Annotated in this window: 14 protein-coding genes, 1 pseudogene and 1 riboswitch; of the genes and pseudogenes, 7 read left to right on the plus strand and 8 right to left on the minus strand. The window is 66.7% G+C overall.

Features of this window, described 5'->3' with window-relative positions; translation table 11 throughout:
- Positions 1–23 precede the first annotated feature (23 nt).
- From Q664_RS38160 to Q664_RS38170, 3 genes are read left to right on the plus strand one after another with little or no spacing between them, the layout of a single operon-like run.
- On the plus strand, positions 24–554 hold the full coding sequence (locus Q664_RS38160; protein ID WP_043407633.1) for a DUF3105 domain-containing protein: 531 nt from the start codon (positions 24–26) through the stop codon (positions 552–554).
- Positions 551–1,654 carry a heparan-alpha-glucosaminide N-acetyltransferase domain-containing protein gene (locus tag Q664_RS38165; protein WP_043407636.1) on the plus strand — a complete coding sequence of 368 codons (1,104 nt, stop codon included), beginning with the start codon at positions 551–553 and terminating at the stop codon, positions 1,652–1,654. The genes Q664_RS38160 and Q664_RS38165 overlap by 4 nt, the downstream gene beginning before the upstream one ends.
- A gap of 60 nt (positions 1,655–1,714) precedes the next feature.
- Positions 1,715–3,559 carry a vWA domain-containing protein gene (locus Q664_RS38170; protein WP_043407640.1) on the plus strand — a complete coding sequence of 615 codons (1,845 nt, stop codon included), beginning with the start codon at positions 1,715–1,717 and terminating at the stop codon, positions 3,557–3,559.
- A gap of 277 nt (positions 3,560–3,836) precedes the next feature.
- Here Q664_RS38170 and Q664_RS58385 read toward each other — a convergent pair whose 3' ends face one another.
- Positions 3,837–3,974: a hypothetical protein gene (locus Q664_RS58385; protein WP_235217038.1), complete on the minus strand. Its 138-nt coding sequence runs from the start codon at positions 3,972–3,974 to the stop codon at positions 3,837–3,839.
- A gap of 187 nt (positions 3,975–4,161) precedes the next feature.
- Between Q664_RS58385 and Q664_RS38175 the strand changes: the two genes are divergently transcribed.
- The 3 genes from Q664_RS38175 (at position 4,162) to Q664_RS63055 (ending at position 8,660) form a co-directional block, all read left to right on the plus strand.
- On the plus strand, positions 4,162–6,681 hold the full coding sequence (locus Q664_RS38175; protein ID WP_043407643.1) for a hypothetical protein: 2,520 nt from the start codon (positions 4,162–4,164) through the stop codon (positions 6,679–6,681).
- Between the two features lie 795 nt (positions 6,682–7,476).
- Positions 7,477–8,265 (plus strand): reverse transcriptase domain-containing protein, encoded by a 789-nt coding sequence (locus Q664_RS55585; RefSeq protein ID WP_235217039.1) that lies wholly within the window; start codon positions 7,477–7,479, stop codon positions 8,263–8,265.
- A complete protein-coding gene (locus Q664_RS63055) occupies positions 8,262–8,660 on the plus strand; it encodes a group II intron maturase-specific domain-containing protein (RefSeq protein WP_200883823.1) in 399 nt (132 codons plus the stop codon). The genes Q664_RS55585 and Q664_RS63055 overlap by 4 nt, the downstream gene beginning before the upstream one ends.
- A 170-nt stretch (positions 8,661–8,830) precedes the next feature.
- Here Q664_RS63055 and Q664_RS38185 read toward each other — a convergent pair whose 3' ends face one another.
- The 6 genes and pseudogenes from Q664_RS38185 to Q664_RS63060 form a co-directional block, all read right to left on the minus strand.
- Positions 8,831–9,619 carry a cache domain-containing protein gene (locus Q664_RS38185; protein ID WP_052519179.1) on the minus strand — a complete coding sequence of 263 codons (789 nt, stop codon included), beginning with the start codon at positions 9,617–9,619 and terminating at the stop codon, positions 8,831–8,833.
- Positions 9,620–10,048: 429 nt separating this feature from the next.
- Entirely contained in the window at positions 10,049–10,450 is a 402-nt protein-coding gene (locus Q664_RS53195; RefSeq protein ID WP_152622580.1) for a GNAT family N-acetyltransferase, read from the minus strand.
- Between the two features lie 98 nt (positions 10,451–10,548).
- Complete coding sequence (locus tag Q664_RS38205) at positions 10,549–11,064, minus strand: hypothetical protein (protein ID WP_043407648.1); 516 nt, start codon at positions 11,062–11,064, stop codon at positions 10,549–10,551.
- A 6-nt stretch (positions 11,065–11,070) separates the two neighbouring features.
- A complete protein-coding gene (locus tag Q664_RS59545) occupies positions 11,071–11,253 on the minus strand; it encodes a hypothetical protein (RefSeq protein ID WP_160174589.1) in 183 nt (60 codons plus the stop codon).
- Between the two features lie 327 nt (positions 11,254–11,580).
- The gene (locus Q664_RS38215; protein ID WP_043407653.1) at positions 11,581–11,949 is read right to left on the minus strand and encodes a hypothetical protein; all 369 of its coding nucleotides are present in this window, start codon (positions 11,947–11,949) and stop codon (positions 11,581–11,583) included.
- Positions 11,950–12,063: 114 nt separating this feature from the next.
- Positions 12,064–12,824 (minus strand): annotated as a pseudogene (locus Q664_RS63060) (SDR family oxidoreductase).
- Between the two features lie 159 nt (positions 12,825–12,983).
- Positions 12,984–13,054: riboswitch (S-adenosyl-L-homocysteine riboswitch) on the plus strand.
- Between the two features lie 69 nt (positions 13,055–13,123).
- On the opposite strand from Q664_RS63060, the gene ahcY reads away from it, so the two are divergent.
- A complete protein-coding gene (gene ahcY / locus Q664_RS38225) occupies positions 13,124–14,542 on the plus strand; it encodes an adenosylhomocysteinase (protein WP_043407656.1) in 1,419 nt (472 codons plus the stop codon).
- Between the two features lie 78 nt (positions 14,543–14,620).
- On the opposite strand, the gene Q664_RS38230 is transcribed toward ahcY, so the two are convergent.
- The gene (locus Q664_RS38230; protein ID WP_425117460.1) at positions 14,621–16,753 is read right to left on the minus strand and encodes a catalase; all 2,133 of its coding nucleotides are present in this window, start codon (positions 16,751–16,753) and stop codon (positions 14,621–14,623) included.
- Positions 16,754–17,229: the final 476 nt, after the last annotated feature.

A 17,229-nucleotide genomic window follows, 5' to 3' on the forward strand; every position in this document is an offset into this window, starting at 1 on the left:
CACCCGTGGTAAGAGGGACCCCGATGTCCGTGCTCCACCGTGCGCTCCCCGCCCTGCTGCTGTCCTCCCTGCTCGCCTGTGGTCCGAGCGAGCCCGAGGACTGCTCCCGCTACGGCATTTCCCTGTCCCCGCCGCCCGCGAGCGCGAGGCACCTCACCTGCTCGAGCACCGCGTGCGGAGACGGGCAGAACCCGCCCACGAGCGGGGACCACTGTGGCGACACGCTGCGCTGCCGGGTCCACGACACCGAGCAGAACCGGTGCGTGTGGCTGCACAACCTGGAGCACGGGCACGCGGTCTTCCTCTACAACTGCCCCGAGGGCTGCCCCGAGGTCGTCGCCACGTTGGAATCGCTGCGTCAGGAGGCGAAGACGGGCAGCAACGGAGCCATCCGTGCCCTCGTCGCCCCGGACTCGCGGATTCCCACGCGAGTGGCCGCCCTGCTGTGGCGGCGCTCCTGGGGGGCGGACGCGCCAGACGCGAACGCCATCCGCTGCCTCCTGCAGCACCAGGACGCCCAAGCCCCCGAACCCGAGCTCGCCTGCCTGCCATGAGTTCCGCCCCTAACTCCGAGCGCGTCCGCGCCATCGACTGGCTGCGCGGCATCGCCGTGCTGTTCATGGTCCAGTGCCACGCGCTGGTGCTGCTGACCCCCGAGCTGCGCCAGAGCAAGACGACGAAGTACCTGCTCATGATCGACGGGCTGGTGGCTCCGTCCTTCCTCTTCGCCGCGGGCTTCGCGCTCGCCATGCTGCTGGTCCGCAGCGCCGCGAGCGGCAAACGGAGCGAGCGGCTCGGGCGCAACCTGCGCCGGGCCCTGCAAGTGCTCGGCGTGGCCACGCTGGTCAACTGGATGTGGTTCCCCCTGTTCCGGGAGCCGAAGTGGCTGGTGCGCCTGGACATCCTCCACTGCGTGGGGCTGTCGCTGCTGCTCGTCCTGCCGGTGGCCGCCTGGCTGGCCTCTCGGCCGCGGGTGCTGCGGGGCGTGGCGCTGGCGCTGGCGCTCATCGTCTTCTTCCTCTCGCCGCTGGGCGAGGCCGCGCAGGGGCCGTGGGCCTACGTGCTCAACAAGTCCACCGGGGCCGTCTTCCCCCTGCTGCCGTGGCTCGGCTTCACGTGGCTCGGAGCGTACGCGGGGGCTGTGGCCGGCGAGCAGGGCCGCGCGGGGCTGGTCCGAGCCCTGGTGTTCCTCGTGGGGCTCGGGTTCGCGGGCTGGATGGCGGCGGAGCCCCTCCGCGACATGTACCCGGAGCACCGCTTCTTCGTCACCAACCCCTCCAACGCGGCCGAGCGCTGGATGTGGGTGAGCCTCCTGTTGCTCGGGCTGATGGAGCTGGAGCGGCGGACGGCCTCCACGGGAGAGCCCTCCCGGGTGCGGCGCTTCGTGGAGACGTTCGGCACGTCGTCCATGTCCGCGTACTTCTTCCACGAGGCGCTGCTCTACTTCCACATCTTCGGCTTCTCCTTCGAGAAGGTGTGGGGAGGCCGCAGCGGTTGGGGCCAATACACGCTGCTGACGGTGGCGCTGATCGGCCTGACGTACGGGCTGTGCGTCGGGTTGGATGCGGCCCGGAACGTGGTGCGTCGGGCGGGCCGGTTCCTCGTGGAGACGCTCCGCGGGGGCTTCGGGGAGAAAATCGCCCGATCGGAATAAACCCAAATCGAGGCTGGTGCGTTCCGAGCGTCCGTTCCCACGGAAACAACCGGAGCGCACATGTCCTCGACCAAGCTGAACCGCCGCCTGACCCGCTGGGGGAGCGCCGCCCTCGCCCTGAGCCTCGCCCCCGCCTGTAGCTACGCGCCTGGGACGAGGGCGTCCGCCGACGCCGCGCAGTCGGTCGCGTGGCAGTCCCAGACGCGCGAGGTCTCGAAGAGCGAGGCCGCCCCCGCACCGGAAGAAGCCGGGCCCGCGCAGGCCTCGACTGGGGCCGTTTCGGCGGACGATTCGGCGCGCGAGAAGTCCAAGGATTTCGACGCGAAGGCCGACGTCGCCCGGGTGAGCCCGAAGAAGGTGCCCACGAAGCCCGCTCCGGAACCCTCCGTCGCCCTGCCGGTGACGGCGGAAATGCATTCCGAAGCGGAGATGGCCCCTTCCGCGGGCACTCCCGCCACGCCGCCGCCTCCTGCTCCGGCGAAGAGGATGGCCGCGGGGGCCATGGCCGTGCAGATGCAACCGGAGCCCCCATCGCAGGGCAACAGCTTCACCCACCACGCCGCCAATGCCTTCACCGAGACGGCCAAGGATCGGTTCTCCACCTTCGCGGTGGACGTGGACACGGCGTCGTACGCGGTGTCGCGCCGCTACCTCAACCAGGGGGCCCTGCCGCCGCACGCGGCCGTCCGGGTGGAGGAGTTCGTCAACTACTTCAAGTACCGCTACACGCCGCCCGAGCAGGGCGCCTTCACGGTGCACCTCGAGGGAGCGCCCTCGCCCTTCAACGCGAACCGCCACTTCGTGCGCGTGGGCGTGCAGGGAAAGATCGTCTCGCGCTCGCAGCGCAAGCCCGCGCACCTGGTCTTCCTGGTGGACACCAGCGGCTCCATGAGCCAGCCGGACAAGCTGCCGCTGGCCAAGGAGGCGATGAAGCTGGCGGTGAAGAACCTCAACGAGAACGACACGGTGGCGCTCGTCACCTACGCGGGCAGCACGCGGGACGTGCTCTCGCCCACGCCGGCCACCAACCTGGAGGCCATCTACAAGGCCATCGACACGCTGGAGTCCGGCGGCGGTACGGCGATGGGCTCGGGCATGCAGATGGCCTACAAGCACGCGGTGAAGAAGGCCTCGGGCAACGCGGTGTCGCGCGTGGTGGTGCTCACGGACGGTGACGCCAACATCGGCCCCAACGTCTCCGCGGACTCCATGCTCAACAGCATCCAGGGGTACGTGAAGGAGGGCGTCACGCTGTCCACCATCGGCTTCGGCATGGGCAACTACCGGGACGACCTGATGGAGAAGCTGGCCAACAAGGGCAACGGCAACTGCTTCTACATCGACAGCTACAAGGAGGCGAAGAAGGTCTTCGAGTCGCAGCTCACCGGGACGCTGGAGGTGATCGCCAAGGACGTGAAGCTCCAGGTGGAGTTCGATCCGAAGGTGGTGAACCGTTACCGGCTGGTGGGCTACGAGAACCGGGACATCGCGGACAAGGACTTCCGTGACGACAAGGTGGACGCGGGAGAGATCGGCGCGGGCCACAGCGTGACGGCGGTGTACGAGGTGGAGCTGACGGGTGAGAAGGCGCCGCTGGGCACGGTGCGCATCCGCGCCAAGGCGCCCAACGGCACCGAGGCGGCCGAGCAGGCCTTCCCCTTCGAGCAGAAGATGATGCGGGCGACGCTGGATGGGGCCTCGCCGGACTTCCGCTTCGCGGTGGCGGTGGCGGCCACGGCGGACGTGCTGCGCGGCAGCCCGAGCGCCCAGGGGTGGAACCTGGCCACGGCGCAGAAGCTCGCCGAGGGCGCCATCGACGGACAGTCGGACCGAGGGGAGTTCGCGAATCTGGTGGCCCGGGCGCGTGGCCTGCTGGGCAACTCCATGGCTCGAGAGGCCCGCTGAGCCAATAGAGACAGGGAGCGGCGGCTTCGATTCCCGCCGCCTCCACTGGAAGTAGCAAGGCCCCGGCCGCCATCAGGCGAGCCGGGGTTTTCTTTTTCGGCCGAGGCCGCGAGGGGCAGCCGGACGAGCTGGCCGCGCTCCTGGCGCTGCACCTGGAGTTTCGACACCTCGGAGCAGAGGGCCTCCCACGGGAACGTGGTGTAGAGGTCGATGGTGTTGCCGCTCTTGCGCGGAGTGTGGGTACAGCGCTCGAGGATGTCCTTCCGGGGGCCATCCGTCAGTGTCGCAGGCCGAGTGCCTCCATGTCCTTCACCAGGGCGATGCGCATGCCCGCCGTGCCCGCCAAGCCCAGCGCCGGGAACAACTCCTTCGCGAAGGTGGCGCCGCCCTGCACGCTCACAATGGCCAGGAGCACTGCGGGGATGGGGGGCAGGGTCCGGGGAGGACTGGCCGAGGGGGCCTCACTTCATGCCCGGCGCCCTACATCCTACCTGTCCCCGATGCGCCTGTCTGCCAGGAGGCGGAGGCTCCTGGATTCACAGAGGCTCCCGCCACCCGTCTGGTGGACACGGGCGCACTCCTGCGCCTTGGAGAGAGCAGATATGCCAGCACAGAACGACGGCAAGGCCGCCCTGGAGGCCTTGGCCACGGCCGTCTCGGCCACCACCGGATTGAACATCGTCCTCGGCACCCAGAAGGACTCCAGCCTGTCCTGGCGGGGCTTCTCGGTGCATCCGCTCCAGATCCTGGAGAACCCCCAGCAGCATGCCGCCCTCGAAGCCAGTCGCGGGAAGGAAGGCGATGCCCGCACCGACGCCGAGCAGGAGGCACTGAGCCGCTTCTTCTTTTTCCAGTCCACCCCGCCCCTGCCCATCGGGCCCATCGCCGCCAATGCCCGCCTTCCCCCCGAGACGTTGCTCTCCGACGCAAGGAGCCTGCTGACCAAGGTGTCCCACGAGCTCTCCAACGGCCCCCCCAGCAATGACCGGCTCAAGGTGCTGAAGGCGGCGCTCCGCGTCGCCCACGGCAAGATGAACACCTGTTTCGGGTTCTTCCGTCCCGACACGAACGTCCCCCTGCTCGAGGAGCCGCAGCTGACCCATCTCGACGGAGCCCTCACCGAGATCCGGGACGCCACCTCCGGGGACGACCTCAAGGCCATCATCCGCGACAGGCTGGAGCCGGCGCGGCGCGACCTCAAGCAGGCCATCGACGGCAATGCGCGCGTGCAGATGTTCTACAACATCGAGCCGTTCCTGCTCTTCCGGCTCCTGGTGAACTTCCAGATCGAGTCCGATCAGGAGATCTCCGTCAGCGACCGGCAGAGGGCCAGTGGCCAGCTCACCGCCAGCCTCAACAACGGGCGCGGCTGGCTCATCACCTGGATCAAGAGGAAGCTCTGTGAGCTCGATGAGACCATCACCCGTGTCGGCGGCGGCGACGCCTTCTTCCACCTCAAGGGGGGGCGCGCCCTGGCCTACCTCCTGGGGAAGCCGGAGGACGGCGAGAACGACTGGGATACGTCCATCGTCATCAATCCCAATCTGCCCTCGGTCCGCTGGTACGACTGCTTCAACAAGGTCCACGACGCGGTGCTGGAGCTGCTCCAGCAGTTCAAGCGCGATTTCCTCGTCCTCCTTCAGGAGCACGCTCGGCAGCTGGAGGCCTCGCTCCAGCAGCCGCAGCCTCAGAACCCCAATGGAGTGGACGAGGACGTGGAGCTGGATGCCGCCCTAGAGGAGGAGGACCCGCCCATCCTCGGGGACGATGAGGAGATCCCGCTGCCCGGCATCGCCCCGAAGTACGTGAAGAGCTGCAAGGCGGAGCTGATCGACATCGGCATCCCTCGCCGCGACACTGTCGAGGCTCTGGAGCAGTGGCTCCACACCCGTGACGACCTCATCAAGAACGAGAACACCGAGGAGATCCCCATCCCGGGTTTCCTCTATTACGTGGATGAGTACGTGATGATGGTCCGGGAGGCCCTGGCGGGACGCTCCCCCTCGCTCTCCAAGACGCCCAAGCGGATCCGGCGCCTCTGGGACATCCTCAGCCTCGACAGCCCCGACTTCGACGCGCGGATCAAGGAGTTGCGCTCGCACATTCCGGCGACCTTGGGCAACAAGCCGCTCGAGATCCTGACCGGGCAGGGCAACAAGCAGATCTCCATCGTGCTCACGGTCATCCTCGAGCAGTTCAACAAGGCGTACCGCTTGAGCGAGTCACAGGGGCTGGCCAGCGTCTTCGGCCAACACTTCCTCTCCGTCAGCCAGCAGGTGCCCATCTATCCGCAGGACCTGCAGCAGGCCATCGCGGGGGACAACCAGTTCAGGCAGGAGACCCACGGGCTGCTCCTCAAGTGGATCGCCATCGCCGCCCGGGTGTCGGCGGACTTCGAGGCGCACTTCAAGATGCGCGCGGCGGATCTCGGGTTCGCCGCGTACGACGGTGCCAGCGGCGCGGAGGCGCAGAAGAAGGCGGCGCAGCGGAGAAACTGGATCATCAGCTTCGTGCAGGCGATCTACTCGAATGCCCTCCTCCTCAACCAGAAGGAGGAGTTCGAGATCCAGCTCGCTGCCGCCGGCTCCTTCGCCAGCTATCTCCACGCCGATTACGCGAACCTCCCCGAGGAGCGTCGGAAGGCGTTCGACCCCGTGGTCTCCATCGATCTCAAGTTCTACACCCTCAACCCCGCGGCCGACCCGAAGACGGTGCTCGAATTGATGGTGCTGCCGGGGCTCAATGAGAACCTGAGCACCAACTTCGCTGCCCAGGCGACGGTCAAGGACGCGGAGGTGTTCATCTCCCTGCCGGCGGAGATCGAGTGGACCCCGGCGCCCAACGGGCCGCAGTTCAAGTACAAGCCCGTGGTGGTCAAGATCTCGGTGGTCCGGAACGAGGGGTGGCCGGGGATCTCCTACATCTGGGGCGACCCCGTCCTCTCCCTGCGGGATCTGATCGGAGAGTACGCCCAGACCACCGCTACCGCAGGCGAGTACGAGGCCCGGGAGCGCTTCCGCAACAGCGCCACCGCCCTGCAGGAGCTGCTCACCGACTTCACGTCCGCCTCGCTCAGGCCCAGGCCCCCCTTCCCGGCAGCTAATGGACTGTCTACGAAGTAATTGGACATAGTCGCAGGGGATGAATAGCTCTGGTGGATGAGAAGACGTCCCCCGCGACTCATCCGCCTCGGGGCCTACGACAGCAAGAGGCCGAGGAGGGCCGCAGCCCGCGCCGGATTGCCCCCTTCCAGGGTCTCCAGGGCCGCTGTGACGTGCTTTGCTACATTGCTACAGCAGACCCGCGCTGGAGCGCTCTCAACACACGTCGGCGCGGAGCAGGGAGCAGCGTAAGCGGCTGGAGATCCTACGAGAACCGCTCTCAACCGCGCTGGAGCGCTCTCGCCGGAAGCCTCCGGCGGCGGCTTCGATTCCCGCCGCCTCCACACTCAGAAGCCCGGTAATCCCGAGGGGTTACTGGGCTTTTTCTTGTGCGCCCGGCATGGGCATCAACTTGGAGGTGGAAGTCCTCCCGGAAGCAGGTCACCGCGAACGAAGGGGACCGCAGAGCGCCAGACCGAGAGGCTGACGTGAAGGAAGCGGGGAACGAAGCCGCGGGGCGACGAACAGGAACCGGCTGTGAGGCGGCACCGAGCGGGGCGAGCGGGCAAGTAACCGCGAAGCCCCGGTGACCAAGGCGAGGTGACGTAGAGCCGGCGCTCGTGCGGTGAAGGTCGATGTTCTTACCCGGGGAGAGCTCGCCTCTCGCCTGAAAGGGCGACGCCGAGAGGCGGAGCGAGCAGTCAGCAGAGGCCGTAGTAGCGGCGAGCGGTCCGGCAGGGATGGCGCGGAAGCCTCACCGGAGCCGGGAAGCCGACGAACCGCGAAGGGCCAAACGGTAGGGAGGGGGTCACGAACGTGAGTCTCGAAGGTGCCAGGCGCCAGAAGTCCCGACAAGGGGAGCTCCCGCTGGGGCATAGGGGTGAAGCCCCGAAGGACCAGCGCAGCGGCGAAGCACTGACGGCGGCGAGCGGAACCGGACACCTGGGAGACGACCGCCTGATGGAGCGGGTGGTCGAGCGCGGCAACGTCAAGGCGGCGTTGGAGCGAGTGAGGCGGAACAAGGGCAGCCCCGGCATCGATGGGATGCAAGTGGAAGAGCTGGAGCCGTGGCTTTGGGACAACTGGGAAGCCGTCCGGGCGCAACTGCTGGACGGCAGCTACCAGCCCCAACCGGTACGGGAGCAGGAGATACCCAAGAGCGGCGGAGGAGTCCGGAAGCTGGGGATTCCGACGGTGCTCGACCGGCTCATCCAGCAGAGCATCCTGCAAGTGCTGCAACCGATGTTCGACCCCACCTTCTCGGAGCACAGCTACGGCTTCCGGCCTGGACGCAGCGCACACGAGGCAGTGTGCGAGGCGCAGCGCTACATCCAGGAGGGCCGCAGCTGGGTGGTGGACGTGGACCTGGAGAAATTCTTCGACCGCGTCAACCACGATGTGCTGATGGGGAGGCTGGAGAAGAGAATCGGGGACAAGCGGATGCTGAGGCTGATTCGCCGCTACCTGGAGGCCGGAGTCATGGCCAACGGGGTGGTGATGGAGCGGTACGAGGGGACGCCGCAAGGGGGCCCTCTCTCGCCGCTGCTGGCCAACGTACTCCTCGACGAGGTGGACAAGGAGCTAAGGAGCGGGTGCGGGAGATGACGTCCCGTATCCGGGGGCGGAGCCTGGAAACGGTGGCCAAGGACCTGCGGGCGTATCTGCTGGGATGGAAGCAGTATTTCCAACTGGCGGATACTCCCGGTGTCTTCCGGCAACTGGACGAATGGCTGCGCCATCGCCTGAGCGCCCTCCAACTCAAGCAGTGGAAACGGGGAACGACGGTGTACCGAGAGCTGCGCGCCCGGGGCACGCACACATGGCCCGCCGGATCGCCGCCAACACCCGCCGCTGGTGGAGGAACTCGGGCATGTACCTCCATGTCGCCCTGCCCACGAGTTTCTTCGACCGGCTGGGAGTTCCGAGACTTGCCAGCTAACCTCAACCTATCGAACCGCCGGATGCGGACCCGCTTGTCCGGTAGTGTGGCAGGGGAGTAGCGAGACGACCTCGCTACCCCCTATGCCGATTCAGGACGCGCGCAACCGCAGACTCCACCGGCGCACTCTCCCCCTCTCCACTTCTCGGCCGAACCCACCTCAGGGGGTGGTCTTGAAGTCAGGCAACTCCCGGCGACCCATGACCAGGAATCCGCGCTTCCTGGTGACCATCAACACTCCGTCAAGTCGGGATGGGCGATGAGCGCGCCATCATCCCGGAAGAGCACGTTGTATGCGCCGGGCAGGTGGTGAGCGCGGGTGCGGGCCACCAACTCCTCGAGGAGGACGTCGTGGCTGATCGACGCGACATGGCGGCCCTCGAGGTCCAGCGGAGTGGTGACCGTCGTCATCGCCTTTCCGCTCATGTCTTCCGTGTACATGCCAGACCAGGCCGGCTTCCGCTCCGGGTTGTTCCCGGGCAGGCTGGAGAGGAAGTACTCCCAACCCGTGGACGAGAAGTCGGGCCCCGTATCCAGACAATAATCGGGGCGCTCCGGCCAGTAGGAGATGATGGGTCCTTCCGGAAGTGTGATGAAGGTGTCCTTGAAGCGAGTACGGAACGCGGGCGCGTACTGAAGGAGCGTGTCATACGAAGCGAGGATCCGCCGGCGCATGTCCAGGTCGACGGAGACATTCCTCTGGATGAAGACGCCCGGCAGCCGGGTGCCGTCGAAGAGCTCGCGACGATTGCGGACCGTGCCGTCTGGAAGTCTCACGAAGAGGCTGTCGAACCGGCCATTCACCTCTTCCGGTGTGAGGGAGTGGATCCTCTCCGCCATCGCCTTCACGAAGAGCGCGTGGTTGTCCGCGGCCAGCAGGAAGATGGCCTCCTCCCGCGCACTGCGTTCCGCGGCATGCTGTGCCAACTGCTCGAGGGCCTCCTGGCGCAGGGTGTGCTGTATGTGGAGGTAGCTGGCCAGGGTGGACAGGACGATGACGACCGCGATGCGAGCGCTCATGCGGAGGAGCGTCGAGCGGGCCAGGGAGGCACGAGGACTGGGTGAGGTCTGCATGGCGATGGCCAGAAAGGACAGGCACGCGGTAATGGGAATTCCCTGCCGGAGCGTGCGAGAGACAGCCCGCCAGCAAGCAGGCTGGAGGCTCTTGCGTCGAGAGGCTCGAGCGCATGAGCTGTTGACAATTTTCGCCCCCTCAGGTGACGCAAATTGTTCCTAATCCTCCCCCGGCGCTCCTGAAACCGCCACTGTTGGGGCTGGCCCACGTCATGCAGTCCGGCGACGAACCGCGACGAAAGGCCCCCTCCATGCCCCGCAGCCCCTTACTCCTCATCAGCATCCGATGGGAGCGTCCATCGCGGCGCGCAGCTCCCCCGGCTGTGGGTCCCTGGGGTCCACCTGGCGGAGGGGAAAAGGGCGAGGCCCTACGGTTCAAAGCGACGAGGTGAGCGCTGCCCGCGCCAGCCGCATGACGACGACACCCGCAGTCCCCGCTGCGGGGAGCGCCATGCGGCGCCGGCTGGCCTCCGCGAACCCCAGGGAACCATAGAAAGCAAGGGCCTGCGTGCTCGCCTCCAGAACCTGAGCTTCCACGATGGCCGCTTCCGGTTCCTTCGAGACGGCGTGGGAGAGCAGCGCTTTGCCAAGCCCCCGCCGCTGGAACTTCGGGTGGATGTACAACGCCAGGATGCAGTCCACCCCCCGCACACGCCGGACCACCAGGACGCCCGCCGGCTGGCCGTCGACACTGGCCATCAGGGCCGTCTCGCCCGCCTTCGGGAGGAGGAAGGTGAGCGAGTCGTCCTCGAGCAGCGTATACATCAGCTCGATCACACCCAGTCCCGCGTAGCACTGGGCCCAAGCCTCACGCAGGATGTGCCGGACCCCCTCGCGGTCCGAGGCGTCAAATTGCCGAATGGAAGTGTGACGGCTCACTTCCAATGGTAGCCACGCTTTGACAGTTCCTCGTAATACCTGTCAAGCCACGCCTGGGTGGGCCCCGTGGGTTCATCTTCCCGGCAAAACTGCGTCAGCACCTGCCGCGTCATGTCCAACGCGGACGGTGACATGTCCGTGGAGATGACCACTGCGGGGTACGCCGTGGCGCCCGCGGCATCGCGAACCTCGTCGAGCCACAGGTCCAGTGGTAGGAAGTATTCGCCGGGCATCTCTGGACTGCCTGAGGGGTAAAGAGGCTTGTCGTCCTCATTGCTTCGCAGGTGGATGCGCACGGCCCGATTGCGGCGGGTGTTGGCAACAACGAGGATTGGCACGCCATCCCGTTCGGCGGGGAACAGCGGAACCCAGTCCTGTGCGTCCTTGAGCTTCCCGAGACAGTCCCGGAAGAACTCGGCCCAGAACATCTCCAGCAGCAAGAACTCAAGATCGTTCTGTTTGAAGGCCAGGAAGGGAAAGGACGGATGCTTCCGGAGCTGCTCGAGGTTCATGGCCCCTCAGGTAACGAAGTTGTTGGACGGCCCGAATGAGTCGATATCGAAGCGGATGCCCCCTCTGACGCCACTCACCTCGAAGGACTTCTGGCCCAGGAAGCCGCCGTTGGCCGGGCGCTCACTCAGCCACTTCAGCGCTTTGGCGAATGCCGCCTCCCGGATCCCTCGCTGGGTGTTGTCCAGCATGGCATAGGTGGTCTGGGCATTGGCCGCTCCGGTCAGCGCGGGGATAGGGACCGAGAGCGTGATAGGGGAGGCTCCGAGAGTCGAGCGCGAGGTGCCTCCCATATCCGTCCCCTGCGCATGCGTTCTGACCGTCCACTGTCGGCAGGGGATGCAGTCCGCAGTCCGGGTCGTACTTCTGCTGGTGGACTGGGACCCAGACTCGCTCCGGGGCTGGCTCATGTAGATGGCACCTCCCACCGCCACCGTGCCCACAGCGAGCAACCCATACGCCAACCACCCGGGGGGCCACCGGCCAGCAGGGGTGCACCAGCGACGAGTGTTCCCATGTCAGGCTCCCGCGCGCATCGCGTTGATGGCGAAGAAAGACAGAATCAAATGACGGGCCTTCGCATAGGGATGCATGAGGCCATTGTTCAGGATGTAAGCGAAGGACTCGTGCTTGAAGACATCCGCGTTGATGATGAAGCGGATATAGCAGAGGTTGAGGATCTGGTCCTTGTCACGAATGCCGCGCGCGTAGCACTGGGTGATGGTGTCCAGGATGGTGCCATGCGCAACATCCTCGGCGTAGGCCTTCATGACGTCAGGACCCTGGGCGCGCAGTTCGGGATGGATGGCGTCGGCGAGTTCCCTGGCGCGCCGGGCATCCACGGCAATGGACATCGCGGCCCGTTGGCTCGCACTCACCTTCAGCATGGTTACCTCCCGAAGAGAGGGCAGTCATCGTACTGTGGGACGTAGCGGGGAGACAACAGAATGGGTGCGAGGGACAACAGATTGGGCGCCACCTGCCCACCCACTCCAGCACCGCTACTGCGCGACGATTCCCCCGTCCACCGGCAGCGCGGCCCCCGTGATGAAGGACGCCGCGCTCGAGCTCAGCCACACCAGGGCCTCGCCGATCTCCTCCGGCTGCGCCATCCGCCCCACCGGCTCGATCGAAACCACCATGGCATCCAGCTCCGGACTGCCGTTGGTGCCCGACGTGATCATCGGCGTGCGGACCACTCCCGGGCACACCGCGTTGATGCGGATGTTGGCCTTCGCGTACTCCAGCGCTGCCGTCTTCGTGAGCCCCACCACGCCGTGCTTGGCCGCCACGTACGCCGGCGCCATCGGCATGCCCACTAGCCCGCCGCCGAGGCCGTGTTGACGATGCTGCATCCCCCCTGCTTCAGCATCTGCTGGATCTCCTGCTTCATGCACAGCCACACCCCCTTGAGGTTGGTGGCCATGATGCGATCCCAGAGCTCCTCCGGATAATCCGCCGTGGGCGCCATCACCCCGGCGATGCCCGCGTTGTTCACCGCGCAGTCCAGCCGCCCGAACGCCTCCACCGTTCCCCGGATCAGCGCCTCCACCTCGGCGGGCTTCGAGATGTCGCAGCGGATGAAGCGCGCCTCGCCCCCCTGCTTCTGGATGGCCGCCACCGTCTCCTCCCCTCCCTCCACGTTCACGTCGGAGACGATCACCCTCGCCCCCTCGCGCGCGAACACCGCCGCCGCCGCACGGCCAATCCCCGAGCCCGCCCCCGTCACCAGCGCTGCCTTGCCTTCCAATCTCCTGCTCATGGATGTCTCCCCAGCTCCCGGCCACTCGCTGTTCCGGCCGGCTCCACCCACCGTGACAAAGAAGCCCTCCCTGAGGAAGTCTTCGTCCACCCCCTCGCCCGGCGCCTCGGGGGGTTCACTTCTGTGGCGACACCCCACCCTCTTGTTGTAGGGTCCGCCCACCCTGAGGAGCGCTGCAACGGGGGTCCCTCCCCGCCAGGCTCAGGTTCGTGCAACGGCGCTCGCTGACTCGTGGCTGGATGCCCGGGAGGCGAGCAGGTCCCGTCGCCCACATCCAGCCCCCTGCCGAGGAGCACCGCATGAGGGCCGCTGTCGATCTGTCCAAGTTCACCGACTACCGCATCGCCGACATCAAGCTGGCCGACTGGGGCCGCAAGGAGATCGCGATCGCCGAGACCGAGATGCCCGGTCTCATGGCCATCCGCGACGAGTTCACCAAGACCCAGCCCCTCAAGGGCGCTCGCGTCGCTGGCTCGCTCCACATGACGATCCAGACCGCGGTGCTCATCCAGACCCTGGAGTCCCTCGGGGCCGAGGTCCGCTGGGCGTCCTGCAACATCTTCTCCACGCAGGACCACGCCGCGGCCGCCATCGCCGCCGGCGGCACCCCCGTGTTCGCCTACAAGGGCGAGTCGCTCGAGGAGTACTGGGAGTTCACCCACCGCATCTTCGACTGGGCCGACGGTGGCACCCCCAACATGATCCTCGATGACGGCGGCGATGCCACGCTGCTCATCCACCTGGGCACCCGTGCCGAGACGGATCCCTCCGTGCTCAACAACCCGGGCAGCGAGGAGGAGACCATCCTCTTCGCCTCCATCAAGAAGCAGCTGGCGGCCAGGCCGGGGTGGTACTCGAAGATCCTCAAGAACATCCAGGGCGTCACCGAGGAGACCACCACGGGCGTGCACCGCCTGTACCAGATGGCCAAGGAGGGCAAGCTCAAGTTCCCCGCCATCAACGTCAACGACTCGGTCACCAAGTCCAAGTTCGACAACATCTACGGCTGCCGCGAGTCCCTGGTGGACGCCATCAAGCGCGCCACCGACGTGATGATCGCCGGCAAGGTCGCCGTGGTGTGCGGCTACGGTGAGGTGGGCAAGGGCTCGGCCCAGGCGCTGCGCGGCCTCCAGGCCCAGGTGTGGGTGACCGAGATCGATCCCATCTGCGCGCTCCAGGCGGCGATGGAGGGCTACCGGGTCGTCACCATGGAGTACGCGGCGGACAAGGCCGACATCTTCGTGACCGCCACGGGCAACTTCCAGGTCATCACCCACGATCACATGAAGCGGATGAAGAACAACGCCATCGTGTGCAACATCGGCCACTTCGACAACGAGATCGATGTGGCGGGCCTCAAGCAGTACCAGTGGGAGAACATCAAGCCCCAGGTCGACCACATCATCTTCCCGGACAAGAAGCGCATCATCCTGCTGGCCGAGGGGCGTCTGGTGAACCTGGGCTGCGGCACCGGTCACCCCAGCTACGTGATGAGCTCGTCCTTCGCCAACCAGGTGCTGGCGCAGGTGGAGATCTTCTCCAACCCGGGCAAGTACAAGCCGGGCGTGTACATGCTGCCGCGGCACCTGGATGAGAAGGTGGCCCGCCTCCAGCTCACCAAGCTGGGCGCGGAGCTCACCGAGCTCACCGACTCGCAGGCGAAGTACATCGGCGTCACCAAGGAAGGGCCGTACAAGAGCGACCACTACCGCTACTAGAGAGCCGCTCTCGAGGTGAGGTAGCAAGGGCCCCGGCCGCCATCAGGCGAGCCGGGGTTCTTCTTTGGGGGGGGGTGATCAGCCCGAGATCACATCCTTGTCGTGACGCGCCCAGTGCCGGTGCTGCGCGATGGCGGCGATGAACTTCGTGGCGAAGTCCTGGCCACCCGCGTCGCCCACGACGACGCCCAGCGCCGGGGTGGACACGCCCGCGGTCCGTAGCAACTCGGCGGCCTCCTTCGTCACCCCGATGGCCTTGCAGTGACGGTAGGCCTCCTGGATGAAGTGCACCGAGTCCCCGTCCTTCTTGAGCACGGCCACGCTCGCGGCGCCCCCGGGCACGAAGACGGCGTCGTACTCGAACGAGCCCGTGGTGAGCGCGCTCTTGTCCACCTTGACCGGCTGCCCGTCCGAGCCCTTCACCGTCCCCAGGCGCCGGGAGATGATCACCAGCTCACCGCCCGCCTGCTCGATGGCCGCCTTCGTGGACTGGAGATCCGCCGCGTCGAAGCCATCCCCCACGAGCACGCCGATGCGCCGCGTCTTGATGGAGTCCTTCTTCTGGTTCTCCTGGCTCAGCGCGGGCGACTTGTCGATCACCGGCAGCCCGAGCGTATCGGCCACCTTCTCGAGCTTGCCCTTCACCGCCGTCATCGTGGGCACCGTCATCCCCAGGCCCTGCGCCACCTCCGTGACGAGCTCCGCGTCGATCTTCGCGAGGATCTGCTCGACCACGCGCTTGCGCACCTCCTCCCGCTCGACCTTTCCCAGCTCGAACTGGAGCGCCATGATGAGGTGCTCGCGCTCGGGCTTGGACATGCTGCGGAAGAACAGGCCCGCCTGACTGAAGTGATCCTGGAAGCTCTCCGCGCGCTGGCGCACCTTCTCGCCGGACACCTTCTCCGGGAAGTGCCGGTAGCCACCCTTCTCCGCCGCGGCCATGAACGGGCAGCCCCCCCCCAGCGAGTTGGGGAAGTAGTTGGCCCGACCCGCGTCGATGGTCTGCCGGTGGAAGCCGTCCTGGTGGAAGTTGTGGACCGGCGCGATGGGGCGGTTGATGGGAATCTCCGTGAAGTTCGGCCCGCCCAGCCGCGTGAGCTGCGTGTCCAGGTACGAGAAGTTGCGCGCCTGCAGCAGCGGATCATCCGTGAAGTCGATTCCCGGCACGACGTGCGCGGTGCAGAACGCCACCTGCTCCGTCTCCGCGAAGAAGTTCGTCGGATTGCGGTTGAGCACCAGCTTGCCCACGCGGCGCACCGGCACGAGCTCCTCCGGGATGAGCTTCGTCGCGTCCAGCAGCTCGATGCCCAGCTTGTCCGCGTCCTTCTCCTCGATGATCTGCAGGCCGAGCTCCCACTCGGGGAAGTTGCCCTTCTCGATGGCCTCCCAGAGGTCTCGGCGGTGGAAGTCCGGGTCCTTGCCCGCGAGCTTCTGGCTCTCGTCCCACACGAGCGAGTGCACACCGAGCACCGGCTTCCAGTGGAACTTCACGAAGCGTGACACGCCCTGCGCGTTGACCAGGCGGAAGGTGTGGACCCCGAAGCCCTCCATCATCCGGTAGCTGCGGGGGATGGCCCGGTCGGACATGATCCACATGATCATGTGCGCCGTCTCCGGCACGAGCGACACGAAGTCCCAGAAGGAGTCGTGCGCGGTGGCGGCCTGGGGCATCTCGTGGTGCGGCTCGGGCTTGGCCGCGTGGACCACGTCCGGGAACTTGATGCCGTCCTGGATGAAGAAGACGGGGATGTTGTTGCCCACCAGATCCCAGTTCCCCTCCTCCGTGTAGAACTTCACGGCGAAGCCCCGCACGTCCCGCACCGTATCCGCCGAGCCTCGCGAGCCCGCCACGGTGGAGAAGCGCACGAAGACGGGCGTCTTCTTGGACGGATCCTGGAAGACCTTCGCCTTGGTGTACTCGGCCAGGGACTCGTAGACCTGGAAGTAGCCGTGCGCCGCCGAGCCTCGCGCATGAACCACCCGCTCCGGGATGCGCTCGTGATCGAAGCGCATGATCTTCTCACGGAGGTGGAAGTCCTCCAGCAGCGTGGGACCCCGCGCCCCGATCCGTAAGGAATTGTCCGTATCCTCGACGGGAACACCCTGCCCCGTCGTCATCCGCTGTCCCGTGGGGTCCGAACGGTTCTTCTCCAGTTCCTGGTCCTTGCTGCGCTCGTTGATGCTCACCGTCTCCGGGGTCTTCTTGTCCACAGGCACTCCTCCTAGGCGCCCTCCGGGGTAAACATCGGTTCACTGGCATGCGAGCGCCCACCTCCGCACGGGAGCGGACGCTGCCCATTGGAGAACGGATTCCGCCCGGACTTGTGCGGGCGCGACGGTGTGGGGGCTACCTGCCCGACAGTCAGGGCTGTTGGACCCGGGCGCTGAGCCGCTCCTCGCGGATGAGCAGGAGCTCGCGCGCGATGAGCTGCGCGGAAGAAACGCGAGGCGAGGATGAACCCCACCTGCCCCCCCTGTTGTGGACCAAACGGACAGCGCCTCGCCTGGCGCTGTTCCTCTCCTCCGCACCCCTCGCTCTCCACTCCCCGCTCGCGCCTCACGGCGGCGCCTCGCCAACCCCCCGGATTTATTTGAGCAACAACGAGATTCTCATGCCGTGATGCGAAAAATAACGGGGGTTTCCCGACATCCGGAGTGCGCGCGGTGAATGGCACGGGGGCTGCTAC

Source organism: Archangium violaceum Cb vi76 (assembly GCF_000733295.1).
In the GTDB taxonomy this organism is placed as follows: Bacteria; Myxococcota; Myxococcia; order Myxococcales; family Myxococcaceae; genus Archangium; species Archangium violaceum.